The sequence below is a fragment of the Agromyces bracchium genome (genome assembly GCF_009709675.1).
In the GTDB taxonomy this organism is placed as follows: domain Bacteria; phylum Actinomycetota; class Actinomycetes; order Actinomycetales; family Microbacteriaceae; genus Agromyces; species Agromyces bracchium.
Genome location: NZ_WMLB01000010.1, coordinates 54,541 through 81,341 on the forward strand (window position 1 = coordinate 54,541; position 26,801 = coordinate 81,341).

The window sequence follows — 26,801 nt, forward strand, 5'->3', positions numbered from 1 at the left end:
GACGGCCGTCACGATCCCGCCCCCCGGTTCACTTCGGCCGACTCGACCGCGTAGGCGCCGATGTTGTTGCGGTCGAGCACCTGCTGGTACGCGCCCTCGTCGATGAGCGCCTGGAACGCCTGCCGGATCGCCTCGGTGAGCTCGGCGTCGTCCTTCAGGATGCCGATGCCGCTGTAGACGGGCGCGAAGCCGGCCGGGTTCTCGGGATCGCGGACCACGTCGAAGGCCTCGCCGTCGGACGTCGTCGCCGCGGCGTACTCGGCGACGACCGCGTCGGAGACGTAGGCGTCGGCCTTGCCCGCGCGGAGCGCGGTCTGCGCGTCGAGGTCGGACGGGAGTTCGGTCACGACGACGGGCGAGGAGCCGCACTCCATCGCCCGGAGCAGCTCGCCCTGGACGGTCGCCTTCTGCACGGCGACCGTCCGGCCGCAGAGGTCGGACTGCGTCGTGATGCCGGCGGCGTTGCCCGCCTCGACCACGATCGCGAACCCGCCGTGCGTGTAGTCGACGAAGTTCAGCGTCTCCTGGCGCTCGGGGGTGTCGTTCATCCCGCTCAGGATCAGGTCGTTCTTGCCCGCCTGCAGCGATGGGATGACCGAGTCGAACGCCTGCTTGTTGATCGAGACGTCGATGTCGAGCTTCTGGCCGAGCAGTCGCGCGAGCTCGGGGTCGAAGCCGACCTCGCGGTTCGTGTCGTCGTACATCGCCATCGGGGGGAAGGGGATGTCGACGGCGATGTCGAGGTGCCCCTTCTCGACGATCGCCGCGGGCAGCAGCGCCGCGATCTCGGGGTCGGCGGTCGTCGAGACCTCATCGCCGATCGGCACATCCGGCCCGCCGGCGTCGGCGGCGCCCGCCGCGGCCGTGCCGAAGCCTGAGCATCCGGTGAGGGCGAGCGAGGCGAGGACCGCGGTCGCGCCGAGCAGGCCCGTGGTGGTGAGGGTGGTGCGCAGTGCCATGGTGGCTCCTTCGTTGGAGGGTGTGGCGTTCGGGGTGGGGTGGTTCGGGGTGGGGTGGTTCGCGGAGCGGGCAGGGCCGCCGGGCTGGGCGACGGGGTGGGCCGATGGCTCCGTGCTCAGGCGAACGCGGGCGCCATCGCCGGCGCATGCGTCGCGAGCAGGTCGTCGTAGGTCTCGCGTCTCGCGACGAGGCGCGCTGCGCCATCCGCCACGAAGACGATCGCCGGCTTCAGCGCCCCGTTGTAGTTGTTCGACATCGTGTACGCGTAGGCGCCGGTCGCGGGCATGACGACGAGGTCGCCCACCCTGGCGGGCGGCATCGCAGCGCCGTCGACGAGCAGGTCGCCCGACTCGCACTGGCGACCCACGACCTGCGCGGTCTCGGTCCACGGCTCGAGCAGTCGGTCGGCGAGGATCGCCTCGTAGCGCTGCTGCGTGAGCGCGATGTCCATCTGGTCGGCGAGGCCGCCGTCGACCGCGACGAACGTGCGGCCGGTGCGCTTGACGGTCGTCGTGCGGTAGAGCGTGACCCCCGCCCGGCCGACGATCGAGCGCCCGGGCTCGATGAGCAGTCGCGCGTCGGCGGGGAGGTTCGCCCGCGCAGCGGCGACGACGGCGTCGAGGTAGTCCTCGACGGCCGGCGCCTGCTCGTCGTAGGTGTAGGCGATGCCGAGCCCGCCGCCGACGTCGTAGGTGCCGAACGAGCCGACCGACGAGATCTTCGCGACGGCCTCGGCGAACTGGGCGGTGTCGAGGATCTGCGACCCGATGTGCAGGTGCACGCCCTCGAAGCGCATGAACCGGTGCGCCTGCATGCGGGCGATCGCGCGCTCGGCCTGGTCGAGCGGGAGGCCGAACTTCGAGCTCGCGCCACCCGTCGCCTGCGACGCGTGCGTCTTCGCCTCGACGCCGGGGATGACCCGGAGCAGCAGCTTCTGCGGACGATCGAGCAGCCGCTCGAGGCGGTCGAGCTCGTCCTCGTTGTCGACGATGATCGTGTCGATGCCGGCCTCGAGCGCCATCCGCAGTTCGGCGTCGGTCTTGGCGTTGCCGTGCATGTGGATGCGCGCGGGGTCGACGCCCGCGGCGAGCGCGAGTCGCAACTCGCCACCGCCCGCGACGTCCACCGACAGGCCCTCCTCCTGCGCGATCCGGTACATGCCGACGGCGGGCAGCGACTTCGAGGCGAAGAGCACGTCGGAGTCCGCCCATCGGGCGTGCAACCCGTCGACGAAGCGGCGGATCTGGCGGCGCAGTCCCACCTCGTCGTAGACGTGGAGCGGGGTGCCGAAGCGCTCGGCCAGCTCGGTGACGGCGACGCCGCCGATCTCGAGCACGCCGTCGTCGGTCGCGGTCGCCTCCTCCGGCAGGATGCGCCAGAGTTCGCCGAGGCGGGTGCCCGCGGGGGCCGGCCGGTTCGCGATCATCGTTCCTCCTTCGCGAGGCCCTGGTGCGCCGTCGCGGGGCCAGCCTAGGAAGATCGATGCGGCCTGTGGTTGGAGATTCCGTATAGCTTTGCCCTATGGATGCAGCGATCCCTCCATCCCCATCCGTGCTCCCGCGCGTGACCGTCGCGGAGCTCGTCGACCAGCTCGGCCCGGCGACGATGACCGCGCTCGGCCCGATCCCCGGGCACGAGGCGGTGACGGGCACCGAGTTCCTCGACATCGCCGACGAGGTGACGGATGCCGCGGGCACACTGCTGCTCGCCCCGTCGACGGCCTCGCTCAGCACGGCCCGCATCGCCGCGCTCGCGTCGTCCGCGGCCGATCGCGGCGCCGTCGGCCTCGTGGTGAAGTGCAGCGCCGACCGTGTGCCGGCGCTCGCCGCGATCGCCGAGTCGAGCGGGCTCGCGGTCCTCCGCGTCGCCGAGCGGATCAGCTGGCGCCTGCTCGACGCGCAGCTCACGCACCTGCTCGGCGAGGCCGACGCCGGCTTCGCCGGGCCGCAGGACCGCGGCGCCGAACCGCTCTTCGCGATCGCCAACGAGCTCGCCGAGCACTTCGGCGGCTCGGTCGCGGTGGAGGACCTGAGCCGTAACATCCTCGCCTACTCGTCGGTGCCGGGGCAGCTCATCGACGAGTTGCGCACGCACGGCATCCTGGCGCGGCAGGTTCCCGCCTCGCCGTACAACGACGACCAGTACCGCACGGTGCTGCGCGCCGACCGGCCGATCAAGTACCCGCGGCTCGGCGACGAGGAGCCGCGGGTGGCGTTCGCGATCCGCGCGGGCGCGCTGCCGCTCGGCACGATCTGGGCGATCGATGCATCCGGTGACGGGCCGATCACCGATGAGCAGGAGGAGCGGATGCGTCGCGCGAGCGCCCTCGCCGGGGCCCACCTGCTCGACGACCTGCGCACCCACGCGACGAACCAGCGCCCGCGCGAGGATCGCCTGCGCACGCTGCTCACCGGCATCGACCTCACGGGCACCGAGTTCGCCGAGCTCGGCATCCCGGAGGAGCGCGGCGCCGCGCTCCTCGGATTCGACGTGCCCGCCGCCGGGCCCACCGCGGTGGCCCAGCTCCGCTCGACCGTCATCCGCCACCTCGTCCTGCACCGACCCGACACCGTCGCGGTCGCCCACCGCGGGCGCGTCTATGCACTGTTCGCCGCCGGCAGCGTGGACGAGGCGGTCACGATCGCGGAGCCGATGCTCCCCCTCGTCGATCGCCTCGTCGGCGACGGCGTGCGGATCGCGGTCGTCGGCCCCGCGCACCGCTCGGGCGACGTCGCCGGGGCCCGCGACCTCGCCGACCGCCTGCTCGAGGTCGCCGCGGCCGACGACGCGACGCGCGCCCCGCGGATCGTGACGGTCGACTCCGTCCGGCCGCGCCTCGTCGTCACGCGCGTCGCCGAACTCCTCGCCGGCAACGACGAACTGCGCGACCCGGCGATCGATGCGCTGTTCGAGCGCGAGGCGACCCGTCCCATCGCCGAGACCCTGCTCGTGTGGCTGGAGTCGTTCGGCAACGTCGCGCAGACCGCCGACCGTCTCGGCGTGCACCAGAACACCGTGCGGCACCGGCTCCGCCGCGCGAGCGAGGAGCACGGCATCCGCCTCGAGCGAGCCGACCAGCGGCTCGCCGCGTGGGTGCAGCTGCGGGTGCGCTGACGGGCCACGCGGGTCGGCCGGGGCCAGGCGGGCCGGCGAGCCGGCGGGCCAAGCAGGTCACGCGATCCGCAGCACCACGCTCCCCCGCTTCCGGCCCGTGTCGACGTAGCGGTGCGCCTCGACGATGTCGTCGAGGTCATACGTGCAGTCGATGACGGGGCGGAGGTCGCCGGCCTCGGCGAGCGCGGTGAGCCGCTCCATCCCCTCGGCGCCCATGCGGCCGCCGGCCTGGTTCACGAGGATGCCGCGACGACGCGGCCGCAGCGCGGCACCGATCATGCCGGGCAGGTCGGCGATCACGAGTAGCAGCGCGCCGCCCGGGCGGATCAGGTGCGCGACCCGGCCGAAGGGCGCGTTGCCGACGCACTCCACGATCACGTCGTAGCGGGGCTCGGCACCCGACGAGTCCGGCGCGGCCGCGGCGAAGTCCTCGCGGGTGTAGTCGATGACGTGCGCGGCGCCGAGCGAGCGGACCAGCTCGGCGTTGCGACCGCTCGTCACGGCGGTCACTCGCGCGCCGCGGCGCGCGGCGAGCTGCACGACGGCCGTGCCGACCGCGCCCGAGGCGCCGTTCACGAGCACCTCGGTGCCCGGCCCGACCTCGACGAGGTCGAGGTAGCGCAGCGCGGTGTGGCCGCCGAAGACGATGGCGGCGGCCTCCTCGAACGAGAGGTTCGCGGGCTTGCGCGCGACCTCGCCGTCTTCGGGCACCGTGACGAACTCGGCGTGGCCGCCGAAACGCGCGCCGCGCATCAGGATCACCTCGTCGCCCGGCGCGAAGCGCGTGACCGCGGAGCCGACGGCCTCCACGACGCCCGCGGCCTCCATGCCGAGCACCGCGTGCTTCGGGCGGCGGAACCCGATCGCGGGTCCGACGACCAGGCCGAGCCCGCGCGGGACCTCGCGCGTGCGCAGGCGATGGTCGGCGATGCTCACCGTCGAGGCGTGCACGCGCACGAGCAGTTCCCCGTCGGCGGGCTCGGGGCGCGGGCGGTCGACCACGGCGACGACGTCGGGGCCGCCGAACCGGTCGATGACCGCGGCGCGCATCGTGAGGGTCTCGGTGGTGGTCATGATCGCTCCCTTACCGTGTAAGTCTTACGTGGTAAGATACGCCCGCGGCCTCGCCGTGTCCATACCTCCGAGGAAGAAGCCTCACGTTGTAAGGTGAACGAATGGGACCCAGGGCCGCCGAAACGCGCACGCGCACGCCGCTCACCCGCGAGCGCGTGCTGCAGGCCGCCTCCGATCTCGCCGACCGCGACGGCCTCGAGGCCCTCACCATGCGCGCCCTCGCCGACTCGCTCGGCGTCGAAGCGATGTCGATCTACTACCACCTGCCCAACAAGGACGCGATCCTCGACGGTGTCGTCGAACTCACGTTCGCCGAGGTCGCGACCGAGGCGCAGGGCCAGGGCGCTGGCGGGTCGCCGGCGGATGCCGCGGGCTGGGCCGCCGCCGTGCGGGAACGCATCCTCGGGGCGCGCCGCGTGCTGCTGCGGCATCCGTGGGCCCCCGTCGTCATCGACCAGCGCAAGTCGTTCTCACCCGCCATGGTGCGGCACGTCGACGGCATCGTGGGCATCATGCGCGAGGCCGGCATGTCGCACGACCTCATCCACCACTCGCTGCACGCCATCGGCAACCGGATCTACGGGTACGTGCAGGAGCTCTCCGACGACGGGCAGGCGCCGCCGCCCGGGCAGCTGGAGCAGATGCAGTCATTCGCGCCGAACCTCGCCGCGATGCTCGCCGAGGTTGCGCACGTCGACCCCGAGTCGACGCTCGGCTGGTGCGACGACCAGGTCGAGTTCGAATTCGGGCTCGACCTGCTGCTCGAGGGGATCGAGCGGCGGCGGGTCACCGAGGCCGCCGCGTAGGCGGTGCTCGCCGCGTAGGCGGTGCTCACCGAGCCAGCCGCGCCTCCGCATCGAGCCGCGCGAGCTTGTCGGGGTTCGCGACCGAGTAGAGGTGCGTCACGAGGCCGTCGTCGATGGTCACGCTGATCACGCCGGCCAGCTCGCCGTCGACCTCGACCCGCAGCGCGGGGGCACCGTTGATCCAGATCACCGAGGCGACCGGGTGGAACCCCCACTTCGCGGTCGCACCCATGAGGTACGACACGAGCTTGCGCGCACCGCGGATCGGGTGACGGGCAGCACCCTTGACCTTGCCGCCGCCGTCGCCGATCGAGACGACGTCGGGCGCCAGGACATCCATGAGCCCCTGCACGTCACCGGTGTTGAAGGCGACCATGAGCCGCTCGACGACCCGCTCCTGTTCGGTCGGCTCGACCTGCATGCGCGGGCGCCTCGCCGCGACGTGCTCCTTCGCCCGGTGCGCGATCTGCCGCACCGCGGCCGGCGTCTTGCCCACGGCCTCGGCGATCTCGTCGTAGCCGAGGTCGAACACCTCGCGCAGCACGAACACCGCGCGCTCCGCTGGGCCGAGCGTCTCGAGCACCGTGAGCGTCGCGATCGAGAGCGACTCGGCGAGTTCGACGTCCTCCGCGACATCCCGGCTCGTGAGCAGCGGCTCGGGCAGCCACTCCCCCACGTAGTCCTCGCGCCGCCGCGACAGCGTGCGGAGGTGGTTGAGCGACTGCCGGGTCACGATGCGCACGAGGTAGGCGCGCGGGTCGCGCACCTCGGCCCGGTCGACGTCGGACCACCTGAGCCACGACTCCTGCAGCACGTCCTCCGCGTCGGCCGCCGAGCCGAGCAGCTCGTAGGCCACCGTGAAGAGCAGGTTGCGGTGCTCGACGAACGGGTCCATGTCGGCGCGGGCGTCGGTGCCGGCTCCGGGGTGCGGGCTCATGCGCGCCACCCTACGCCGCCCCGGCGACGGCCGAGGGGGTCGCGAACGGCGGGAGGCCGCAGGCATCCGCGAACTCCGCCGAACGGATGCCGAGTGCGAGGTTCATCCGTGCGGTCGCGTCCATCAGTGCGACCTTCGCTGCGAGCTCGAGCAGGGCGGCCGGTCCGAGTTCCGCGAGCAGTGCGTCCGAGAGCTCATCGGTGACGGTAGGCGGGTCCTGGCAGACCGCCTCGGCGTATTCCATGACCCGACGCTCGAGCGGCGAGAACACGGACGACTGTCGCCAGCGCGGCACCTCGCGCGCCTTCGCCTCATCGAGGCCGTGCGTGTGCGCCATGAAGTAGTGCAGGTCGAGGCAGAAGCTGCAGCCGACGTACGCCGCCGTCGCCATGCGCGCGAAGGTGCTGAGCTGCGGGTCGAGGGCGTCCCACTTCTCCGACTTGCGGCCGACGCCCATCAGGTCCATCATCACGCGGCGGTTGTGCCACAGGACGCCCAGCGAGTCGGGAACCTGCCCGGTCATCCTGCGGCTGGCGGCCTTCACGACGGCGCCCATGATGCCGTCGACGTCGGCCGCCGGGATGCGTGCGGTGTTGCTCATGGTCTCCTCCGATGTCCGGGGTTCGGATGCGTTCGACATGGAGACACCGGCGGCGGCGCGCCTGTGACATCCGCTCGCGACTGCGACATCCGCACACGCGATGCAAGGGCTGGCCGACCCCGAACCCCGGGCGTACGTTGGTGGCAGAACGAGGAGGTTCGCGTGAGCGCCACCCGAGAGTCCGCCGTCACCCCCGTTTCCCGAGCGGATGCCGCGGCATCCGCGCCGCAGCCCGCCGCCGTCGGCGAGCAGGAGTCCCGCGCGGTCGCCGAAGCCGCCCGCGAACAGGAGTGGCGGAAGCCGAGCTTCGCCAAGGGCCTGTACTTGGGGCAGTTCGACCTGTCGCTCATCAGCCCGCACCCACGGCCCACCGCCGAACGCGTCGAACGCGGCGAGGCGTTCCTCGCCGACCTCGAGACGTTCCTCCGCACGGTCGACGTCGCCCGGATCGAGCGCGAGGCGACGATCCCCGACGACGTGTTCCAGGGGCTCGCCGAACTCGGCGCGTTCGGGATGAAGATCCCGGTCGAGTACGGCGGGCGCGGGCTCGGGCAGTTCTTCTACAACCGTGCGCTCGTGATGATCGGCTCGGTGAATGCGAGTATCGGCGCGCTGCTGTCCGCTCACCAGTCGGTCGGCGTGCCCGAGCCGCTCATGCTCGCCGGCACCGAGGAGCAGAAGCGGCGCTGGCTGCCGCGCTGCGCGGCGGGCGCGGTCAGCGCGTTCCTGCTCACCGAACCCGAGGTCGGCTCCGACCCGGCACGGTTGCAGGCGACGGCGATCCCGAGCGAGGACGGCTCGGAGTACGTGCTCGACGGCACGAAGCTCTGGACCACGAACGGCGTCGTCGCCGAGCTGCTCGTCGTGATGGCCCGAGTGCCGAAGTCGGACGGGCACCGCGGCGGCATCACGGCCTTCATCGTCGAGGCGGATGCCCCGGGCATCACCGTGCACCGACGGAACGCGTTCATGGGCCTCCGCGGCCTCGAGAACGGGCTCACCTCGCTGAAGGGCGTCAGGGTGCCGGCCGCGAACCTTGTCGGCCAGGAGGGGCAGGGGCTGAAGATCGCGCTCACCACGCTGAACGCCGGCCGACTCGCCATCCCGGCGATCTGCGCGGGTGCCGGCAAGTGGAGCCTGAAGATCGCGCGCGAGTGGTCGACGGCGCGCGTGCAGTGGGGTCGCCCGGTCGGCGAGCACGCGGCGGTCGCGCACAAGATCGCCTTCATCGCCGCGACGACGTTCGCACTCGAGGCCGTCGTCGACCTCTCCGGCATGCTCGCCGACGAGGACCGGAAGGACATCCGCATCGAGGCCGCGCTCGCCAAGCTCTGGGCGTCCGAGATGGGATGGCGCATCGCCGACGAGCTCGTCCAGATCCGCGGCGGCCGCGGCTTCGAGACGGCCGCGTCGCTGCAGGCCCGCGGCGAGCGCGCGGTCGGCGCCGAGCAGCTGCTCCGCGACCTGCGCATCAACCGCATCTTCGAGGGCTCGACCGAGATCATGCGCCTGCTCATCGCGCGCGAGGCCGTCGACGCGCACCTCACCGCGGCGGGCGACCTCATCGACCCGAAGCTCGAGATCGCCGACAAGCTCAGGGCCGCGGCATCCGCCAGCGGGTTCTACGCGCGCTGGCTGCCGAAGCTCGTCGCCGGCCGGGGCGACCTGCCCACCGCCTACGACGAGTTCGGCGCGCTCGCGCCGCACCTGCGCTACGTCGAGCGCACGAGCCGCAAGCTCGCGCGCGCCACGTTCTACGGCATGGCCCGCTGGCAGGGCGCCCTCGAGCGCAGGCAGGGCTTCCTCGGGCGCGTGGTCGACGTCGGCGCCGAGCTCTTCGCGGTCTCGGCGTCGTGCGTGCGGGCGGCGATGATCGCGGCCGACTCCCCCGAGCACCGGAGGTCGGCGACCCAGCTCGCCCACGCGTTCGCCGAGCAGTCGCGGCAGCGCACCGACCGGCTGCTCGCCGAACTCTGGGACAACACGGATGCCACCGACGAGCGCCTCGCCTCGCGCGTGCTCGACGGCGACTACGCGTGGCTCGAGGAGGGGATCCTCGACCCGAGCGAGGGCACCGGCCCGTGGATCACCGAGGCGATCCCGGCGGACGCCATGGCGGACGTGCACCGGCGGGTGATCGGCTCGGTCTCCCCCGAATTGGGGGCCGACCGGGACTGAATCTCCGACGCCGTAGCGGCTCGGCGGGGTCTACCTTCGACTCAAGGCAACCGAGGCGAGGCGGGGACGCTCATGGGAACCTTCTCCAGGCTGAAGAACTGGGTCCGTATCGGCGGCGCGACGATGCTCGTCATCGTCGTCACCGCTGTGCCGCAGAGTTGCGCGTCCGGCGTGTGCCACATCCTCTGCCATCCATAGCGCCGGATCGCCTCATGCGAAGGCCGCGACCCAGACGCCGACCACCAGGGCCGCACCGTTCAGCATGAGCGCAAGCGATCCCGCGACGTACCAGTGGTGCGGTCGCGGGTCGTACTGGCCTGCAGGCTCCGTCTCGTCGCGGCCCTCGATGAGCTTCGCCGAAAGCCGTGACGACTCCCGCAGGAAGGCCACATAGGCCATCGCGATGCAGAACACGCCCAGGACGACCAAGGTGACGATGGCCGCAACGAGGACGTCGAGTCCGCCGAGGATCTCGCCTGACCCGAGGAGAAGGACGATGCCTCCGAATCCGGCGCTGACGTAGACGCAGCGTCTGGTGCCGAATTCGAGCCGGGAGATCCGCCTCGCGATCGAGTCCGTGTCGCGCGATGGCTCTGATTCACGAAGCACGTGGGGAACTGCCCCGTGTGGCGAATCGGTCGACATGCTCAACCTCCATGGCCGGTTCTCGGGCACGGAGCACGGCCGCAGTCGTCAGCATCCCACAGTCTCACCGCCACGTCGGCCTACGGCGCCGGATCGGCGGACCGGAAGCAGACCGGCGCGCTCACGCGCTCAGTCCAGGTGGAAGATCTCCGGCAGCTCCATCCACCACTCGCCCTCCGCGCGCTCGGCGAACGGGCGCTGCAGCGGCTCGCACACCGACCACCACTCCCGGGTGGTCGGGTCGGCGGCGATCGCCGCCATGTCGGCCTCGAGGTCGTCGCCGACGTACTCCATGTACGCGAAGAGCACGTCGCCGTGCCGGTAGATCGAGTAGTTGCGGATGTTGCTGAGCGTGAGCCGCTCGAGCACCTTCGGCCAGACGTCGGCGTGCAGGCGCTCGTACTCCTCGCGGTGCTCGGCCGGCAGGCCGATCACCGAGGCGATGCGGCGTACTCGGGTGACGCCGGTGTCACGGGTCGGGCCGGTGGGTGCCGCGCCGGCGCCCTGCTCGCCGCTCATGCCCGGGCTCCGGCCGCGCGCGCGCGGACGTGCGTGACGCCGCCGTCGACCTCGAGCGCCGTGCCCGTGGTGGAGCCTGAGCGCGGGCTCGCGAGGTAGGCGATCGCTCCGGCGACCTCCTCGGGCGTGACCATGCGGCCGGTCGCCTGACGGGCGTCGAGTGCTGCGCGTTCGGCGACCGGGTCAGCGAAGCCCTGGAGCATCCGCTCGACGAACGGGGTCGACACGGTACCGGGGCTCACGCAGTTCACGCGGATGCCGTCGCCGACGTGGTCGGTCGCCATCGCGTAGGTGAGCCCGAGCACGGCGCCCTTCGACGCCGAGTAGAGCGCGCGCTGCGGCAGGCCGTTGAGCGCCGCGATCGAGCAGAGGTTGACGACGGATGCCGCCTCCGAGCGCCGCAACCACGGCAGCGCAGCCGCGGTGACGCGGGCCATCCCGGTGACGTTGACGTCGAGCACTCGCGCCCATTCGGCGTCGTCGTTGTCCTCGACGGTGCCGACCGCGCTGATGCCCGCATTGTTCACGACCACGTCGATGCCGCCGAGCCGCTCGGCGATCGCCGCGACCGCCTCCGCGATCGAGGCGCGGTCGGTCACATCCGCGGTGAACCCGACGAGCGGCTCGGGCAGGCCCTCGACGCTGCGGTCGAGGATAGCGACGCGCGCACCGCGCGCCGCGAGCTCCTGCGCCGCGGCGAGGCCGATGCCCGACGCGCCGCCGGTGACGACGGCGACGAGGCCGTCGAACTCCGGGGCGGTCATGCCTGCACCAGCTTCTGGCCGGCGCGGCCGAGGCCGTCGATCTCGAGCTCGACGGAGTCGCCGTCGCGGAGGTACGGCGTGCCGGGCAGGCCCAGTGCGACGCCCGCGGGGGTGCCCGTGTTGATGACATCGCCCGGCTGCAGCACCATGAACTGGCTGAGGTACCAGATGACGTGCGCGACGGAGAAGAGCATGTTCGCGGTCGAGCCGTCCTGGCGGAGCTCGCCGTTCACCCAGAGGCGCAGGCCCAGCTGCTGCGGATCGGCGACCTGCTCGGCGGGCACGAGGTCGGGGCCGAACGGGTTGAACGTCTCGCAGCTCTTGCCCTTGTCCCACTGGCCACCGCGCTCGAGCTGGAACTCCCGCTCCGAGACGTCGTGCGAGACGGCGTAGCCGGCGACATGGGCGAGCGCGTCGTCGGGCGAGTCGAGGTAGCGGGCCGTCGACCCGATCACGACGCCGAGCTCGACCTCCCAGTCGGTCTTCGTCGAGTTCCTCGGGATCAGCACGTCGTCGTTCGGGCCGACGATCGTGTACGGGTCCTTCATGAAGATCACGGGCTCGGCGGGCAGCGCCGCGCCGGTCTCCTCGGCGTGGTCGCGGTAGTTCAGGCCGATGCACACGATCTTGCCGGGGCGGGCGATTGGGGCGCCGACGCGCGAGCCGTCGCCGTCGAACTCCGGCAGCGTGTCGATCGCCGCGCGGATGCGCGCGACGCCGTCGGCGGCGAAGAACGCGCCGTCGTAGTCGGCCGTGACGCCGCGGGCGTCGAGCACGCGGTCGCCGACGCGCACGACGGGCACCTCCTGGCCGGGGACGCCCAGGCGGGCGAGGGTGAAGCTGTCGGTCATCGTGTGCCTTCCGTGTCGGGGAGCGAGTAGAACCGGCGTGCGGTGCCGGAGAGGATGAGGTCGCGGTCGTGCGCGTCGAGTCCGCCGACGAGCGCCGCGATGCCGGCGAACACTCGCTCGTAGCCGCCCGCGATGAGCGAGACCGGCCAGTCGCCGCCGTACATGAGCCTCTCGGGGCCGAACACGTCGAGCGCGTGGTCGAACACCGGCCGGACGGTCTCGACGGTCCAGTCGCCGGGGTCGCCGACGGCCGAGTAGAGCCCGGAGACCTTCGCGTGCACGCGGGGGTTCGCGGCGACCTCCGCGATGAGCGAGGCCCACGGCTCGTGGTCGGCCGCGCCGATCGGCGGCTTGTTCAGGTGGTCGAGCACGAGGTCGAGGTCCGGGTGCTTCTCCGAGACCTGCAGCACCGCCTCGAGGTGCTCGGGCAGCACGCCGACGACGTCGAACGGCACGCCCGCGGCCTCGAGCACGCCGAGGCCGGCGTCGACGTCGTCGCGCAGCAGCCAGCGCGGATCTGGCCGGTCGTGGATGAGGTTGCGGATGCCGCGGAACAGAGGACGCCGGCGCAGCTCCTCGAGCCGCTCGGCCGCGCGCTCCGGCTCGTGCAGGGGCACGTACCCGACGATGCCGACGACGACGGGTTCGCTCGCCGCGACCTCGAACATGAGGTCCGTGTCCTCGTCGTTGTCGGCCGACTGCACGAGCACGGTTCCGGTCACGCCGGTCGCGGCGAGCGACGGGAGCACCTCGTCCATGCCGATGGACCGGTACAGCTCGCCGGCCTCCGGGGTGAGCCACGAGTACGTCGCCCGTTCGAGGTCCCAGACGTGCTGGTGGGTGTCGATGATGCCGCTCATGCCGCCTCCTCGCGGTTGGTGCTGAAAGGTCTGATGACTTCGCGCAGAGCACCTATGCTGTGCGCATGGGATCGCGTTCGAACGTCGTCATCGACGGAATCCGCCAGATGATCACCAGCGGCGAGCTCGTCGCGGGCTCGCGACTGCCGGTCGAGCGCGAGCTCGGGGCGCGGCTCGGCGTCTCGCGCGGGCCGCTCCGCGAGGGCGTCCGCGCGCTCGTCGTGCTCGGGGTGCTCGAGACCCGCCAGGGCGACGGCACGTACGTGACCTCGCTCGAGCCGGGTCAGCTCCTCGAACCGCTCGGCATGCTCGCCGAGCTCCAGAGCCCCGAGAACAGCGTGCACCTGCTCGGCGTGCGACGCGTGCTCGAGCCCGAGGCCGCCGCGCACGCGGCGCTCCGCATCTCCGACGACGAACTCGCAGAGGCGCGTCGCATCCTGGACCGCGGCGAGGCGATCCTCGCGGCCGGCGACGACATCGACCTCGAGGGGACGATCGACGTCGACACCGAGTTCCACCGCCTCATCGCGAACGCGAGCGGAAACCCCGCCTTCGCGGCGCTCATCGACGCGCTCGTTGGCCGCACGGCGCGCGCCCGGCTCTGGCGCGCCATCCACCAGCACGGGGCGGTGCACGACACCCAGCGAGAGCACCGCGCCATCCTCGATGCGCTCGAGGCGCACGACCCCGACCGCGCGCGCATCCGCATGAGCGTGCACGTGCTCGGCGTCGAGGACTACACGGAGCGGCACGTCGACGAGCAGCCCGTCGACGGGGTCTGACGTCTCAGGCATCGCGCACGAGTCCTCGGTCGGAGAGCGCCTGCCAGAACCCCTCGGGGATCTCGGCGCCGTAGCGATCGACGGTGCCGACGACCTGGTCGGCCGTGCGCATGCCGACCACGACCGAGACGACGGCCGGATGCCGCAGCGGGAACGCCACGGCGGCCTCGGGCAGCGTCAGGCCGAACTCCTCGCACACGTCGGCGATGCCGTTCGCGCGCGCGATCACCTCGGCCGTGGCGGGGCCGTAGTCGTACGTGGCGTCGGCGGCCGGGCGGGCCCTGGAGAGCAGGCCCGAGTTGTAGACGGCCGCGGCGACGATGCCGACGCCGCGCTCGGCGGCGAGCGGCATCAGGTCGTCGAGCGCGCCCTGCTCGAGGAGCGTGTAGCGCCCGGCCAGCATGATCACGTCGACGTCGTGGCGGGCGACGAACTCGGCGGGCATGGCCGACTGGTTCATGCCGGCGCCGACGGCGCCGACGACGCCCTCCTCGCGGAGCTCGATGAGCGCCGGAATCGCCTCGGCGTGCGCCTGCTCGCCGTGGTGGTCGGGGTCGTGCAGGTAGGCGATGTCGATGCGGTCGAGGCCGAGGCGCTCGAGGCTCTCCTCGACCGAGCGCCGCACGCCGTCGCGGCTGAAGTCCCACTCGCGACGGAGGGTCGCCGGCACGGCGAAGCCGCCGTCGTCCATCGTGCCCTCGGGATACCCGCTCGGCACGAGGAGTCGTCCGACTTTCGTGGAGAGCACAAACTCGTCGCGCGGGCGCTCGCGGAGCGCCTCGCCGAGGCGCCGCTCGGAGAGCCCGAGGCCGTAGTGCGGCGCCGTGTCGAAGTAGCGGATGCCGCTCGCCCACGCCGCGTCGACGGCCGCGCGCGCCTCATCGTCGGTCGTCGGGCGGTACAGGTTCCCGAGCTGCGCGGCGCCGAATCCGAGTTCGGTGAGGGCAGCGCCGGACCGCAGGGTGCGACTCAACATCGAGGAACCTCCATGGGACGACAAGACTCCGTAAAGGTTAGATGATTTGATGCCGAGATTCCATTTCTCTGTCAGAATGGACGGCAGCACGGCGCAAAGGTCTTCTCAATTCGGCGCGTCGAACCACGGACATCCGCTTGGAGGATCAATGCTGACCGCCGCGTACACGGGCGAATCGACCATCACCGTCTCGGAGGCGGAGCCGCGCCTCCCGGCACCCGGACAGGTGCAGATCCGCGTCGCCTACGTCGGCCTCTGCGGCACCGACCTGCACATCCTGCACGGCAGCATGGACGCCCGCGTGCAGACCCCGCTGGTCTTCGGCCACGAGATGAGCGGCGAGATCGCCGCGCTGGGCGACGGCGTCTCGGGCTGGAGCGTCGGCGACGCCGTGACCGTCATGCCGCTCGCGTGGGACGGCACGTGCCCCGCGTGCCTCGCGGGCAACGAGCACATCTGCCAGAACCTCGACTTCATCGGCATCGACTCGCCCGGCGCGCTGCAGGCGTACTGGAACGTCCCCGCCGAGGTGCTCGTCGCGCTCCGCGAGGGCACCGCCCTCGACGCCGCAGCGCTCGTCGAGCCCGTGGCCGTCGCCGTGCACGACGTGCGCCGCTCCGAGATCGCGCCCGGCGAGAAGGCCGTCGTGATCGGCGGCGGCCCCATCGGCGTGCTCATCGCGACCGTCGCGCGCGCCTTCGGCGCCGAGGTCGCCGTGATCGAGCTCGACGCGAACCGCCGCGCGCAGATCGCCGGTCTCGGCTTCGCAACGCTCGACCCGCGCGAGGTCGACCAGGTCGCCTGGGTCGAGGAGTGGACGGGCGGCGCCGGAGCCGACGTCGTGTTCGAGGTCTCCGGCGCGGCAGCCGCCGTGCTCGGCGCCACCTCGCTCGCGAAGGTGCGCGGCACGCTCGTCGTCGTCGCCATCCACCCGACGCCGCGGGAGATCGACCTGCAGCGCGTGTTCTGGCGCGAGCTCCGCATCCTCGGCGCCCGCGTCTACCAGCGCACCGACTTCGAGAAGGCCGTCGAGCTCGTCGCCGACGGCACCATCCCGAGCGACCTGCTCATCACGAAGGTCGTGCCGCTCGCCGAGACGCGCGCCGCGTTCGACGACCTCGAGGGCGGCCGCGCCATGAAGGTGCTCGTCGACGTGCAGGCCGGCCAGCCCGCGAACGGCGAGGAGGCCGTGGCATGAGCATCAGCTTCGACCTCACCGGCACCACGGCGCTCGTCACGGGTGCCAAGCGCGGCATCGGCTTCGCGATGGCCGAGGCGCTCGCCGCCGCCGGCGCCGACGTCATCGGCGTGAGCGCGACCCTCGAGCCCGAGGGCAGCGCGGTCGCGGCCGCCGTCGCGGCGCAGGGCCGGAGCTTCGAGGCGCACGCGGTCGACTTCGCCGACCGCGACGCGGTCCTCGCCTTCGCCGAGTCGCTCCGCGGGCGCCGCATCGACATCCTCGTGAACAACGCGGGCACGATCGAGCGGGCGCCCGCGGCGGAGCATCCGCTCGAACTGTGGGACCGCGTGGTCGAGGTGAACCTGTCGAGCCAGTTCGTGCTCACGCAGGCCGTCGCGCAGGGCATGCTCGAGCGCGGCCACGGCAAGGTGATCTTCACGGCGAGCCTGCTGAGCTTCCAGGGCGGCATCAACGTGCCCGGGTACGCGGCCGCGAAGTCCGGCATCGCCGGGCTCATCAAGGCCCTCGCGAACGAGTGGACCGCGAGGGGCGTCACCGTCAACGGCGTCGCCCCGGGCTACATCGCGACCGACAACACGCAGGCCCTGCGCGACGACCCCGACCGGTCGAAGGCCATCCTCGACCGGATCCCCGCCGGGCGCTGGGGCCGCGCCGACGACATCGCCGGCGCGACGGTCTTCCTCGCGTCGCCCGCGGCCGACTACGTGTCGGGCGTCATCCTCCCCGTCGACGGCGGATGGCTCGGCCGATGATCCTCGACGGCGAGCGGTTCGTCCCGGTGATCGTCCTCGACGATGCCGACCGGGCGGTCCCGGTCGCCGAGGCCCTGCGGCGCGGCGGCATCCGCTGCGCCGAGATCACGCTGCGCACCGCGGCGGGCGTCGACGCGATCGCCGCGCTTCGCGACCTGCCCGACTTCACCGTCGGCGCGGGCACGGTGCTCACGCCGGAAGACGTCGACCGCGTGGTCGACGCCGGCGCCCGGTTCGTCGTGAGCCCCGGCCTCGCGGAGGACGTCGTCGACCGCGCACTCGCCCACGACGTCGACATCGTGCCCGGTGTCGCGACGGCGACCGAGGTGCAGCGCGCGGTGCGCCTCGGGCTCGACCGGCTGAAGCTCTTCCCCGCCGGCCCGCTCGGCGGGCTGGGCCTGATCCGCGCGCTCGCCGGCCCGTTCCCCGACGTGCGGTTCCTGCCGAGCGGCGGGGTGAGCGCCGCCAACGCGGCCGATTACCTCGCCGATCCGAACGTGTTCGCGGTGAGCGGCAGCTGGATGGCGACCCGCGAGCTTATCGCGTCGGGCGACGTCGACGCGATCGAGCGCCTGAGCCGCGAGGCCGTCGCGGCGGTGGCGCCGTGAGCACGGCGGGTGGAGCTGGCGGACGGCACGCCGCCGCGGGAGCAAGCGAGGCTGCTGGCGTCGCCGATGCGGCAGCGCCGGCCGGCACGCGACACTCGGGCGGCGTGCTGACCCTCGGCGAGGGCCTCGGGGTGCTCCGCACGCGGGGGCTGGGCACGCTCGCGCACGAGTCCGACCTCGTCGTCGGAACGGGCGGCGCCGAGGGCAACGTCGCGATCGGCCTCGCGCGCCTCGGCGCGCCGGTGACCTGGCTCGGCCGCGTCGGCGACGACGGGCTCGGCACGCGTGTCGTGCGCGAGCTGCGCGCCGAAGGCGTCACCGTGATCGCGCCGACGGATGCCGCGGCAACGGGCCTCCTCATCAAGGAGACACCCGCTCCCGGGCGAACCGCCGTGACCTACCACCGCGCCGGCAGCGCCGGCAGCCGGCTCTCCCCCGCCGACCTCGACCTCGTCGACGTCGGCGACTTCGACCTGCTGCACGTGACCGGGATCACGCCCGCGCTCTCCGCGACCACGCACGAGGCGATCGACGCGGTCGTCGACCTCGCCCGGGCGGCGGGCGTGCCGGTCTCGTTCGACGTGAACCATCGCAGCACGCTCTGGGGGGACCCCGCCGCGGCATCCGCTGCGTACCGCTCGATCGCGGCGCGGGCCGACCTCGTGTTCGCGGGCGTCGACGAAGCCGAGCTCGTCACCGGGCGGGCCGGCACGGATGCCTCCCCCGCCGACCTCGCGCGCGCGATCGCCGAGCTCGGACCCGTCGAGGTCGTCGTGAAGCTCGGCGAGGCGGGTGCGATCGCGCTCGTCGACGGCGAGGTGCACGAACGCGCGGCCGTGCCGGTCACGGTCGTCGACACCGTCGGAGCGGGCGACGCGTTCGTCGCGGGCTACCTCGCGGCGCGGCTCGCGGGCGAGGACGACGATGCGCGGCTCGACCTCGCGGTGCGCACCGGTGCTGCGGCCTGCACCCATCCGGGCGACTGGGAGGGCTTCCCGACCCGTCGCGAGCTGGAGCGGCGGCTCGGCGACGACCCGGTCTCGCGCTGAGCCACGTCTCTTGAGCGCCGAAGGGCGGACGGCACGCGCCGCCCGCTCTTCGACGTGAGTCAGCCCAGCTGCAGCACGCCGTCGACCCGACGCGGGATGCCCGTGTAGTCGTCGCGGAGCTCGGCCGGCAGCAGCGACACGGGCGCGTCCTGCCAGGCGAGGGGGCGCAGGAACCGGCGGATGGCGCTCACGCCGACCGAGGTGTGCTGCGAGTTCGTCGCGGGCCACGGTCCGCCATGGTGCTGCGCCCACGAGACGCGCACCCCCGTCGGGTAGCCGTCGAACACGAGCCGCCCGACCCGCGGCGAGAGCTCGCGCACGAGCGCGGCGACCGCGTCGGTGTCGGATGCCTCGCTGTGCACGGTCGCGGTCAGCGAATCGGGCACGGCGTCGAGCGCCCGCACGACCTCGCCGTCGTCGTCGTAGCGGGCGATGACGATGAGCGGGCCGAACACCTCTTCGGTGGCCTCCGGGGTGAGCGCGGCCGCGGTCGTCGCGAGCACGGTCGGCGCCGCCGCGAATCCGGCACCGGCGTCGACGACGCCCTGCGCGAGCACCTCGACCGCACCGTCCGCGACGACGCGGTCGAGGATCTCGTCGAACGAGGTCGCGATGCGCTCGTTGAGGAGCACGGAGGCCGCGGCATCCGCCGCCTTCGCCGCGATGCGCGCGACGAGCGCGTCGCCCGCCTCGCCCGCGGGCACGAAGGCCACGCCGGGCTTGGTGCAGAACTGGCCGCTGCCGAGCGTGAACGAGCCGTAGAGGCCGTCGGCGATCGCCTCGCCGCGCGTCGCGGCCGCGGCGGGCGTGATGATGAGCGGGTTGAGGCTCGACAGCTCGCCGTAGAACGGGATCGGGCGCGGGCGCTCGTCGATGATCTCCATGAGCGCGCGCCCGCCGCCGAGCGAACCGGTGAAGCCGACCGCCTGCACGAGCGGGTGCGAGACGAGCACCCGGCCGGCCTCGGTGCCGTAGACGATGCCGATGAGGCCCGTCGGCGCGCCGTACGCCGCGGCAGCGTCGCGCAGCACGGCGTGCGTGGCGCGCGAGGTCTCGAGGTGCGACGAGTGCGCCTTCAGCACGACGGCGTTGCCCGCAGCGAGCGCCGACGACGTGTCGCCGCCCGCGACCGAGAACGCGAACGGGAAGTTGCTCGAGCCGAACACCGCGACGACGCCGAGCGGAACGAGCATTCGCCGGATCTCGGGCTGCGGGCCGAGCGCGGTCGCGCCGGCGTGGTCGATGGTCGCCTCGAGGTACCCGCCGTCGCGGAGGGCCTCGGCGAACATCCGGAACTGGAAGCTCGAACGGCCGACCTCGCCCGTGAGGCGGGGCAGGCCGAGTCCGGTCTCCCGGTCGGCGATCGCGGCGAGCTCGTCGCGGTTCGCGTCGAGCGCGTCGGCGAGCGCGTCGAGCAGGCCGGCCCGCCAGAGGCGGTCGTGGGCGGATGCCGCGGCGAACGCGGCATCCGCTGCCCGGATCACGGCGTCGGCCTCGTCGGGCGTGCACGCGGCGATGCCGGTCGGGCGGCTCTCGCCGGTGCGGGGGTCGGTGCTGGTGAGCATTTCGTCTCCGGGGTCGGTTCGGGAGGGCGGGCGGGCGGACGGCCGGGTGTCGCCGGCGCAGCGGGTCAGCCGAGCAGGCCGCGCGCGGTGAGCGATCGGTAGAGGGCGTCGATGCCGAAGGTCCAGGGCTCAGCGGCATCCGTCGAGCGCACCCGGTTCACGAGCGCGCCGAGGCGCGGCTCGGCGATGCGCACGACGTCGCCGTCGTTGTGCGTGAAGCCGCGGCCGGGCACGTCGCGATCGTCGACGGGCGCGAACATCGTGCCGAGGTAGAGCACGAAGCCGTCGGGGTACTGGTGGTGCGCGCCGACGACCTGGCCGACGAGGTCGACGGGGTCGCGGCTGATGCGGGCGAGCTCGCTCGTGCCGTCGAGGCGATAGCCCTCCTCGCCGTCGATCGAGAGGCGCACGACCGACGCACGCAGGTCGTCGATGCCGTAGCCGTCATCGAAGAGGCGGATGAACGGCCCGAGCGAGGCCGATGCGTTGTTGTCCTTCGCTTTGCCGAGCAGCAGCGCGCTGCGCCCCTCGACGTCGCGCAGGTTCACGTCGTTGCCGAGGCTCGCGCCGACGATGCGACCGGTCGAGCTCACGACGAGCACGACCTCGGGCTCGGGGTTGTTCCACTGCGAGGCGGGGTGCACGCCGACGTCGACGCACGGGCCGACCGTGGCGAGCACAGGCGCCTTCGTGAACACCTCTGCGTCGGGGCCGATGCCGACCTCGAGGTACTGGCTCCACCAGCCGCGCTCGATGAGCAGCGCCTTGAGGGCGGCCGCCTCCTCCGAGCCCGGCTTCAGGGAGTCGAGCGAACCGCCGATCGTCCCGAGGATCTCGGCGCGGATCGCGGCCGCGGCGTCCTGGTCGCCGCGCGCCCGCTCCTCGATGACGCGTTCGAGCATCGACACCGGGAAGGTGACGCCCGCTGCCTTCACGACGTGCAGGTCGATCGGCGAGAGCAGCCACGGCCGCGACGGGTTGCGCGTCTCGGGCGGCGTGTTCGCGACGAGGTCGTCGAGGCTGCCGAGCACGGGGCCGTCGGCCGCGGTGAGCGCGACGATCGGGTCGGCGTGCTCGGTGAGCGCGCGCATCGTCGGGAAGGCGCGCGAGATGTCCACGACACCCTCCGGGCGGAGCGCGACGACGCTCGGGCCGTCGGCTGTCCACGCGCGCCCGACGAGGGTCGCGGTCTCGGCGTCGTCGGGCAGGATGCCGCGGGCCTCGGGCCAGGTCGTGGTGGTGCTCGTCATGGTTCCGGTGGATCCTGTCTCGTCGGTCCGGTTCGGTCTGGTGCGCGTTCAGCGCCGGTGGAAGACGCCCGCGCGCTTCTCGGCGAAGGCCGCCCGCCCCTCGTGCGCATCCTCGGTGGCGAAGGTCACGGTCTGCAGGTCGCGCTCGTAGCGCATGGCCTCGTCTTGGGTCATGTTGAACGCCGCGCGCAGGTTCGCCTTCGCGGTCTCGGCCGCGATGGGCGGGCGCGACGCGATGACGCGCGCGAGCTCGACCGCACGCTCGAGCAGCCGCTCGGGTTCGACGAGGTCGCTCACGAGTCCCCACCGGAGCGCGGTCTCGGCGTCGATCGGGTCGCCCGTCATGAGCATCACGGCCGCGTTCGACGGGCCGATCGAGTGCGCGAGGAACGTCGACATGCCGCCGCCGCCGATCCAGCCGAGCTTGATCTCGGGCGCCGCGAAGCTCGCGGTGGTCGAGGCGAGGCGGATGTCGCAGATGAGCGAGGTCTCGAGTCCGCCGCCGAACGCGTAGCCGTTGATCGCGGCGATGACGGGCTTGCGCGCATCCCGGATCGCGTCGCAGTAGTCGGTGCGGTTGCGGAACTCCCACGGGTTCGCGTACCCGTCCAGGGTGCGGATGTCGGAGCCGGCGCAGAAGGCCCGCTCCCCCGCGCCGGTGAGGACGATCGCACGGACCTCGTCCGCGGCATCCGCCCACTCGACGACCTCGACGAGCGCGTAGGACATCTCAGGCGTGACCGAGTTGAGCTTCGCGGGCCGGTCGATCGTGACGATCGCGACATGGCCGTCGACCTCGAGGCGGATGTTCGGGCTGGACGGCTCCATCAGAGCACGCTCCTTTCGCGGGCGAGCGCGTCGAACGCGCGGTCGAGTTCGGCGAGTGCGGCCTCGGCCGAACCGCCCTCGAGCAGGGCCCGCCGCAGGACGGCCGAGGCCTCGGACTGGAAGGGGATGTACCCGGGCACGCGCGGGCGCACCCAGGCGTCCTCGATGGTGGCGAGCGTGCCGCGGTAGAAGTCGCCGGATGCCGCGTTGACGGCGTCGTCGACCCAGGCGCTCCGCAGGCCCGGCTGGCCGGCGTTGTCGGGGATGAAGGTGCGCTGGGCGTCGGGCGCTAGGAGCCCCGCGAGGTGCGCGATGAGGGCGGCGTCGGGCGTGCAGCGCGTCGAGATCGCGATGCCCGTGCCGCCGATCGTCGAACCGCGGCGCCCGCCCGCGACGGCCGCAGGGGCGTCGTCGAAGCACAGCGCGCCCTCGGCCGAGGCGTAGTTCACGTACCCGTACACGAGCGGGATGTACGCGACGTCGCGATCGCGCCGCATCCGCTCGAGCAGGCCGATCGGGTTGAGGTCTGCGGACCCCTCGGGCACCCGCGCCGCGAGCTCGGCCATGAGGCCGAACGCCTGCGCGCCGACCACGCGGTCGACGAGGCTGCCGCCCGGTTCGACGGCCGGCTCGGCGCCGAGCGCGACGCAGATCGAGGCGAACGAGAGGAACGCATGCGGGCCCGCGAGGCTCAGCGCGACCGGGGCGGTCTTCGAGAGCTCCACGACCTCGTCCCACGTCTGCGGCGGGGCCGCGACGAGCTCGGGCACGCGAACCGCGACCTGCGTCGCGGCGTCGAGCGGCAGCGCCCAGAGCCGGCCGTCGAGCGTGTACGACGCCGTGCTCGGGCCGACCGCTCCCGCGCGGACCTCGTCGACGAACGACAGCGGGAACACCTCGTCGAGCGGCCGGATCGCGTCGCCCGCGAGGGCGTCGCCCAGGTGCGGGTGGTCGAGCACGATCACGTCGTACCGCTCCGCGAGCTCCTCGATGGGTGCCGACTCGAAGCCCTCGAGCGAGTGCACGTCCCATTCGATGAGGGGTGCGCCCGCGCCATCCGTCGCCGTCTCTGCCGCGCGCTCGAGGGCGAGCCGCCCGCGCGGGTGGTCCCAGGTGAGACCCCGGTAGCGGGCCGTCGAGCTGGTCGCCCCGATCATCAGGCGCTCGCGGCGAGCGACTCCGACGCGGCCGCCGCCGCCTCGGTCGCGCGGGCGGCGCCCGAGGCGAGCAGCGCGTCGATCGCGGGATCCTCGAAGCCGGCCTCGCGCAGCACCTCGCGCGTGTGCTCACCGACCCGCGGCGCGCCGCGGTCGACGCGAGGGGGCGTCGCCGAGAACCGGTACGGGAAGCCGGGGGTCTTCACGAGCCCCTCGGTCGGGTGCTCGTACTCGATGAAGGTGCCGTTGTGCACGATCTGCGGGTCGTCGACGAGGCCGGCGTAGTCGTTCACGGGGCCGATCCACATCCCGGCCCCGCCGAGCAGGTCGATCCAGTACGCGGCGGTGTTCTGCTTGAGCTTCGCGGCGGTCTTGGCGTGGATCTCGTCGCGGCGGGTCCAGCCCTCGACCTCGCTCGACCAGCCCTCGAACGACGGCTCCTCGATGAGGCGCCCGAGCTCGTGCAGGTCGGCGAAGGCGAGCGCGACGTAGCCGTCATTGGTCTCGAAGACGCCGTAGGGCGCGCGGATGTAGACGTGCGCGTGAGGCTCGGCCGAGCGCTGCTGGGCCTTGCGGCCGACCGTGAACACGGAGAGCTCCTGCATCTGCAGGGTCGTGAGGGCGTCGAGCATGTTGACGGTGACGAGCTGGCCCTCGCCGGTGCGCTCGCGGTGCAGCAGCGCGGCGAGCACGCCCTCGAAGGCCGTCGACGCAGTGATCGCGTCGGCGAGGTACTGTCCGGCGGGCGAGGGCTCGTCGCCGTCGCGGCCCGCCGAGTACATGGCGCCCGACATGGCCTGCAGCAGCAGGTCCTGGCCGGGGCGGTCGCGGTACGGGCCGTCTTCGCCGTAGCCCGAGATCGACACGTAGACGATCGACGGGTTGATCGCGCGCAGCGACTCGTAGTCGACACCGAGGCGCGCGGCGACGCCCGGTCGGTAGTTCTGCAGGAACACGTCGGCGCCCGCGACGAGTTCGCGCAGCGCGGCCTTGCCCTCAGCGGCCTTGAGGTCGAGCGCGACCGAGCGCTTGTTGCGATTCAGGGAGAGGAACGAGACGTTGATCTCGTTGCCCGCCGCGCCGCCCGCGGCGGCGTGCCGCTGCCACTCGCCCGTCGTCGGCTCGACCTTGATGACGTCGGCGCCGAGGTCGCCGAGACGCTGGGCCGCGAAGGGCCCCGCCATGGCGATGGAGCAGTCGAGCACGCGGTAGCCCGCGAGCACTCCGGGCTTCCGGGACTCGGTGGTCTGGGTCGCAGGCGTCTGGGTCACGCTGATTCCTCGTTCTGGTCGGCGCCGGCATCGGCCGGGTGGTGGACGGAGACCTCGGCGCCGCCGACGGCGGCGCTCCGCAGCATCGCGTCGATGAGCTCGACGGAGCGCGCGGCAACGTCGGCGTCCGAGTTGTTCTCGGTGCTCGCGCCGGTGATGAGGTCGATGAAGCGGTTGGGCGGGACGATGCACTCGTAGGCGCCGGCCCCGGGCTCGATGTCGAGGTCCCACTGCTGCCCGTCGTAGCGGTGCAGCGAGACGCGCTCGCGCTCGGTGTCGAGGAGCAGCACGCCCTCGGTGCCGAAGATGCGGAGGTCGACCTGGTACGGGTTGCCGTCGGGCAGCGTGGCCGCGCCCGAGAGCGAGCCGAGCGCCCCGCCGTCGAAGGTGATCACGGCGGCGTCGAACAGGTCGACGGCCGCGCCGCCGTTCGAGACCTTGGCCATGACGGATGCCGCGCGCAGCTCGCTCAGCCAGAACAGGAGGGCGCTCGAGTGCGTGACCTGGCCGTGCGCGTAGCCGCCGCCGCGGGACGGCGACTGCCAGGTGCGCGGGTCGGGCCCGCTGGTCTTGGAGTCCCACAACGATCGGATGTGGTTGGTGTCGCCCGCGAAGAGCCCCCGCGTCGGTGAGGCCATGTGGCAGAGCACGTGCTGGATCTCGCCGAGGTGCCCGGCCTCGACCAGGCGCTTCGCCTCGATCGTGAAGGGCTTGTAGTTCCAGCCGTACGGCGCGAGGAAGTGCACCCCGGCCTCGCGCACCCGGTCGGCGAGGTCCCAGCCCTGCTCGGCCGTGAGCGTCACGGGCTTCTCGACGAGCACGTGCAGGCCGCACTCGATCGCGGCGACCGCCTGCGGGTGGTGCAGGTCGTGCGGGGTCGTGATCACGACGGCGTCGAGGCCCTGGTCGAGGAGCTCGTCGTAGTCGTTCGTGGCCATGCCGAACCCGAACTGCTCGCGGACGTCGTCGAGTTCGGGACCGATACCGCACACGCCGACGAGCTCGACGTCGTCGCGGCCGGCGAAGATCGGGAAATGGTTGCTCGTCGCCCACCAGCCGGCGCCGACGGCGCCGAGGCGCACCCGCCCGCTCATCGGACGAGGCTCCAGCGACGGCGGCCCGCGGCATCCGTCTGCTCGGTCACGACCCCGCGCGCGGCGAGCCGCTCGAGGTTGCCCGTAACCGGGAACACCGCGTAGTCGAGCGCGTCGGCCGGCCACGGGCCGAGCTCGGCGCCCGCCGTGCGGACCAGCTCGAGCGTGGTGCGCGGGCCGTCGGCGGCATCCAGCACGTCGGAGAGCACCTCGTCGATGCGCTCAGTGTACGCCTCGCTCTCGTCGAGGAACTCCCGCACGCCCCGGCCCTCGTAGACCGGGTAGTGCGCGGTGAGGAGGAGGTCCGCGTCGAGGTCGCGGAAGGCCGAGAGGCTCGCGACGTACGGATCGACGTCGCGGTACGTCGGCGGGAACGCCGCACGGCCGTCGGCGTAGGGCACGGTCGTGCCGAGGGTCGCGTCGCCGATCATCAGCGCGCGGTTCGCAGGGTCGTGCACCGCGACGTGGCCGGGGCTGTGGCCCGGCACGTGCAGCACGCGCACGGACCGGCCGCCGAGGTCGAACTCCTCACCGCCCGAGACCCGGCGGTCGACGGGGACGAGGTCCGAGACGCTCCGGAGGTAGGCGGTCGTCTCGGGCGGGTCGTCGAACCCGTCGGTCTCCCGGAACTCGCCGTACCGCACGTCGATCAGCCGCTGGATGTCCTCGACGAGGTCGGTGTCGAGGTCGTGCGCGACGATCTCGACCGACGGGATCGCGGCCTTCAGCGCGCCGTTGCCGCCCGTGTGGTCGAAGTCGCAGTGCGTGTTGACCGTCCAGCGCAGCTTCTCGCGCGGGATGCCCGCCTCGTCGAGGTACGGCAGCAGCGTCTCCGTGATGCTCTCGCGGATTCCCGTGTCGACGAGCAGTGCGGCGTCGTCGCCCACGAGCAGGTAGAGCGCCACGAAGCGCTCGCCGAGCGGTGCCTGCAGCCGGTGCAGGCCCTTCCTGATCTCCAT

26 protein-coding genes are annotated in these 26,801 nt (G+C 72.7%); 8 read left to right on the forward strand and 18 right to left on the reverse strand.

Annotated features, from left to right (window positions below):
• Nucleotides 1–8 precede the first annotated feature (8 nt).
• Both GJ743_RS03365 and lysA read right to left on the reverse strand, forming a co-directional pair.
• A complete protein-coding gene (locus GJ743_RS03365) occupies nucleotides 9–959 on the reverse strand; it encodes a transporter substrate-binding domain-containing protein (protein WP_155050529.1) in 951 nt (316 codons plus the stop codon).
• A 116-nt stretch (nucleotides 960–1,075) separates the two neighbouring features.
• Nucleotides 1,076–2,386 carry a diaminopimelate decarboxylase gene (gene lysA, locus GJ743_RS03370; RefSeq protein WP_155050530.1) on the reverse strand — a complete coding sequence of 437 codons (1,311 nt, stop codon included), beginning with the start codon at nucleotides 2,384–2,386 and terminating at the stop codon, nucleotides 1,076–1,078.
• Between the two features lie 95 nt (nucleotides 2,387–2,481).
• Here lysA and GJ743_RS03375 point away from each other — a divergent pair, with 95 nt between their 5' ends.
• Nucleotides 2,482–4,074 (forward strand): PucR family transcriptional regulator, encoded by a 1,593-nt coding sequence (locus GJ743_RS03375; protein ID WP_155050531.1) that lies wholly within the window; start codon nucleotides 2,482–2,484, stop codon nucleotides 4,072–4,074.
• A gap of 57 nt (nucleotides 4,075–4,131) precedes the next feature.
• On the opposite strand, the gene GJ743_RS03380 is transcribed toward GJ743_RS03375, so the two are convergent.
• On the reverse strand, nucleotides 4,132–5,148 hold the full coding sequence (locus GJ743_RS03380) for an NAD(P)-dependent alcohol dehydrogenase (protein WP_230386421.1): 1,017 nt from the start codon (nucleotides 5,146–5,148) through the stop codon (nucleotides 4,132–4,134).
• Nucleotides 5,149–5,249: 101 nt separating this feature from the next.
• Between GJ743_RS03380 and GJ743_RS03385 the strand changes: the two genes are divergently transcribed.
• Complete coding sequence (locus GJ743_RS03385; RefSeq protein ID WP_155050532.1) at nucleotides 5,250–5,954, forward strand: TetR/AcrR family transcriptional regulator; 705 nt, start codon at nucleotides 5,250–5,252, stop codon at nucleotides 5,952–5,954.
• 25 nt (nucleotides 5,955–5,979) lie between these two features.
• On the opposite strand, the gene GJ743_RS03390 is transcribed toward GJ743_RS03385, so the two are convergent.
• Nucleotides 5,980–6,891 carry an RNA polymerase sigma-70 factor gene (locus GJ743_RS03390; RefSeq protein ID WP_155050533.1) on the reverse strand — a complete coding sequence of 304 codons (912 nt, stop codon included), beginning with the start codon at nucleotides 6,889–6,891 and terminating at the stop codon, nucleotides 5,980–5,982.
• A 10-nt stretch (nucleotides 6,892–6,901) separates the two neighbouring features.
• Nucleotides 6,902–7,492: a carboxymuconolactone decarboxylase family protein gene (locus GJ743_RS03395; RefSeq protein ID WP_155050534.1), complete on the reverse strand. Its 591-nt coding sequence runs from the start codon at nucleotides 7,490–7,492 to the stop codon at nucleotides 6,902–6,904.
• Nucleotides 7,493–7,654: 162 nt separating this feature from the next.
• Between GJ743_RS03395 and GJ743_RS03400 the strand changes: the two genes are divergently transcribed.
• Nucleotides 7,655–9,670 carry an acyl-CoA dehydrogenase family protein gene (locus GJ743_RS03400; RefSeq protein ID WP_328288738.1) on the forward strand — a complete coding sequence of 672 codons (2,016 nt, stop codon included), beginning with the start codon at nucleotides 7,655–7,657 and terminating at the stop codon, nucleotides 9,668–9,670.
• 210 nt (nucleotides 9,671–9,880) lie between these two features.
• Here GJ743_RS03400 and GJ743_RS03405 read toward each other — a convergent pair whose 3' ends face one another.
• The 5 genes from GJ743_RS03405 to GJ743_RS03425 all read right to left on the reverse strand — a co-directional run bounded on the left by GJ743_RS03405 (nucleotide 9,881) and on the right by GJ743_RS03425 (nucleotide 13,309).
• A complete protein-coding gene (locus GJ743_RS03405; protein ID WP_155050535.1) occupies nucleotides 9,881–10,315 on the reverse strand; it encodes a hypothetical protein in 435 nt (144 codons plus the stop codon).
• A 129-nt stretch (nucleotides 10,316–10,444) separates the two neighbouring features.
• Entirely contained in the window at nucleotides 10,445–10,834 is a 390-nt protein-coding gene (locus tag GJ743_RS03410) for an L-rhamnose mutarotase (RefSeq protein ID WP_155050536.1), read from the reverse strand.
• Complete coding sequence (locus GJ743_RS03415; protein ID WP_155050537.1) at nucleotides 10,831–11,598, reverse strand: SDR family NAD(P)-dependent oxidoreductase; 768 nt, start codon at nucleotides 11,596–11,598, stop codon at nucleotides 10,831–10,833. The genes GJ743_RS03410 and GJ743_RS03415 overlap by 4 nt, the downstream gene beginning before the upstream one ends.
• Nucleotides 11,595–12,449 carry a fumarylacetoacetate hydrolase family protein gene (locus GJ743_RS03420; protein ID WP_155050538.1) on the reverse strand — a complete coding sequence of 285 codons (855 nt, stop codon included), beginning with the start codon at nucleotides 12,447–12,449 and terminating at the stop codon, nucleotides 11,595–11,597. Before GJ743_RS03420 ends, GJ743_RS03415 begins: the two co-directional genes overlap by 4 nt.
• Nucleotides 12,446–13,309 carry an amidohydrolase family protein gene (locus GJ743_RS03425; protein ID WP_155050539.1) on the reverse strand — a complete coding sequence of 288 codons (864 nt, stop codon included), beginning with the start codon at nucleotides 13,307–13,309 and terminating at the stop codon, nucleotides 12,446–12,448. Before GJ743_RS03425 ends, GJ743_RS03420 begins: the two co-directional genes overlap by 4 nt.
• Before the next feature lie 65 nt (nucleotides 13,310–13,374).
• Between GJ743_RS03425 and GJ743_RS03430 the strand changes: the two genes are divergently transcribed.
• A complete protein-coding gene (locus GJ743_RS03430; RefSeq protein ID WP_155050540.1) occupies nucleotides 13,375–14,091 on the forward strand; it encodes a FadR/GntR family transcriptional regulator in 717 nt (238 codons plus the stop codon).
• A 4-nt stretch (nucleotides 14,092–14,095) separates the two neighbouring features.
• Here GJ743_RS03430 and GJ743_RS03435 read toward each other — a convergent pair whose 3' ends face one another.
• Complete coding sequence (locus tag GJ743_RS03435; RefSeq protein WP_155050541.1) at nucleotides 14,096–15,067, reverse strand: aldo/keto reductase; 972 nt, start codon at nucleotides 15,065–15,067, stop codon at nucleotides 14,096–14,098.
• A gap of 148 nt (nucleotides 15,068–15,215) precedes the next feature.
• On the opposite strand from GJ743_RS03435, the gene GJ743_RS03440 reads away from it, so the two are divergent.
• The 4 genes from GJ743_RS03440 (at nucleotide 15,216) to GJ743_RS03455 (ending at nucleotide 18,677) form a co-directional block, all read left to right on the forward strand.
• Nucleotides 15,216–16,265, forward strand: a complete 1,050-nt coding sequence (locus tag GJ743_RS03440; RefSeq protein ID WP_155050542.1) for a zinc-dependent alcohol dehydrogenase — start codon at nucleotides 15,216–15,218, stop codon at nucleotides 16,263–16,265.
• Nucleotides 16,262–17,020, forward strand: coding sequence for an SDR family oxidoreductase (locus GJ743_RS03445; protein ID WP_155050543.1), 759 nt, complete (start codon nucleotides 16,262–16,264; stop codon nucleotides 17,018–17,020). Before GJ743_RS03440 ends, GJ743_RS03445 begins: the two co-directional genes overlap by 4 nt.
• Nucleotides 17,017–17,628: a bifunctional 4-hydroxy-2-oxoglutarate aldolase/2-dehydro-3-deoxy-phosphogluconate aldolase gene (eda, locus tag GJ743_RS03450; protein ID WP_230386422.1), complete on the forward strand. Its 612-nt coding sequence runs from the start codon at nucleotides 17,017–17,019 to the stop codon at nucleotides 17,626–17,628. Before GJ743_RS03445 ends, eda begins: the two co-directional genes overlap by 4 nt.
• 104 nt (nucleotides 17,629–17,732) lie before the next feature.
• Nucleotides 17,733–18,677 (forward strand): sugar kinase, encoded by a 945-nt coding sequence (locus GJ743_RS03455; protein ID WP_328288739.1) that lies wholly within the window; start codon nucleotides 17,733–17,735, stop codon nucleotides 18,675–18,677.
• 59 nt (nucleotides 18,678–18,736) lie between these two features.
• On the opposite strand, the gene GJ743_RS03460 is transcribed toward GJ743_RS03455, so the two are convergent.
• From GJ743_RS03460 to GJ743_RS03490, 7 genes are all read right to left on the reverse strand, one after another.
• Complete coding sequence (locus GJ743_RS03460; RefSeq protein ID WP_155050545.1) at nucleotides 18,737–20,242, reverse strand: aldehyde dehydrogenase (NADP(+)); 1,506 nt, start codon at nucleotides 20,240–20,242, stop codon at nucleotides 18,737–18,739.
• Nucleotides 20,243–20,307: 65 nt separating this feature from the next.
• A complete protein-coding gene (locus GJ743_RS03465) occupies nucleotides 20,308–21,492 on the reverse strand; it encodes a fumarylacetoacetate hydrolase family protein (RefSeq protein ID WP_155050546.1) in 1,185 nt (394 codons plus the stop codon).
• Between the two features lie 48 nt (nucleotides 21,493–21,540).
• Nucleotides 21,541–22,320, reverse strand: a complete 780-nt coding sequence (locus GJ743_RS03470) for an enoyl-CoA hydratase/isomerase family protein (protein WP_155050547.1) — start codon at nucleotides 22,318–22,320, stop codon at nucleotides 21,541–21,543.
• Entirely contained in the window at nucleotides 22,320–23,477 is a 1,158-nt protein-coding gene (locus GJ743_RS03475) for a type 2 periplasmic-binding domain-containing protein (protein WP_155050548.1), read from the reverse strand. The genes GJ743_RS03470 and GJ743_RS03475 overlap by 1 nt, the downstream gene beginning before the upstream one ends.
• Nucleotides 23,477–24,748, reverse strand: coding sequence for a CaiB/BaiF CoA transferase family protein (locus GJ743_RS03480; protein WP_328288740.1), 1,272 nt, complete (start codon nucleotides 24,746–24,748; stop codon nucleotides 23,477–23,479). The genes GJ743_RS03475 and GJ743_RS03480 overlap by 1 nt, the downstream gene beginning before the upstream one ends.
• Nucleotides 24,745–25,842, reverse strand: coding sequence for a Gfo/Idh/MocA family protein (locus GJ743_RS03485; RefSeq protein ID WP_155050549.1), 1,098 nt, complete (start codon nucleotides 25,840–25,842; stop codon nucleotides 24,745–24,747). Before GJ743_RS03485 ends, GJ743_RS03480 begins: the two co-directional genes overlap by 4 nt.
• Complete coding sequence (locus tag GJ743_RS03490) at nucleotides 25,839–26,801, reverse strand: MBL fold metallo-hydrolase (RefSeq protein WP_155050550.1); 963 nt, start codon at nucleotides 26,799–26,801, stop codon at nucleotides 25,839–25,841. Before GJ743_RS03490 ends, GJ743_RS03485 begins: the two co-directional genes overlap by 4 nt.